This window comes from Ruegeria sp. ANG10, from assembly GCF_040705255.1.
Taxonomy (GTDB): Bacteria; Pseudomonadota; Alphaproteobacteria; order Rhodobacterales; family Rhodobacteraceae; genus Ruegeria.
In genome coordinates this window covers 1-505 of the sequence record NZ_JBFCVU010000034.1, presented here as the reverse complement: position 1 = coordinate 505, position 505 = coordinate 1, and the positions used below count along the sequence as shown (strand labels likewise).

1 protein-coding gene is annotated in these 505 nt (G+C 49.3%); it reads right to left on the bottom strand.

What is annotated here, in order from left to right; genetic code table 11:
- Positions 1-380, bottom strand: a 380-nt coding sequence (locus tag AB1A64_RS22350) for a hypothetical protein (protein WP_366554369.1), incomplete at its 3' end; no start/stop codon positions are given.
- Positions 381-505: the final 125 nt, after the last annotated feature.

The following is a 505-nucleotide window of genomic DNA, read 5'->3' as shown; positions in this document are numbered from 1 at the left end:
GATGTTCCCGTCGTTTGCATGACTGTAATGGCAAGCAAGCAGTTGTAGGTCCCGAGGGCCACTGTGTCCAAGCCAAGCGACAACTTGTTGTCGGCCCCTACGTCGCGACTGGCCTCCAGCAAGTAGTAAATGAGAAATCCTAGGAGCGAATAACCGAACAGCGAGTTTTCCCATTTCCCGCTTGCGGCTAAACCGGTGGACAATTCACCAATTTTTGGCAGCAGGAAAAGAAAAGCATAGCCAAGTCCGATCCCTGATGAAAAATCAGAAAGCCAGCCTGCTAGGGCGGGGAATCTCCGGTAAAAAGACACGCAGAAGACGTGAACAGTGCCGATGACTGCAATCGATGTTATCGCGAGGTATGTCGACGCGTCGAACACGGCTAAGATCCAATGATCACATTACAATTTGTATGAGACACCCCTTGGGAGCAAAAGCACAACATAAAAAGTGAAGAAGGTGCGGTTTGAATAGAACACTCAACGACAGCTTTCTTCTGCACTTC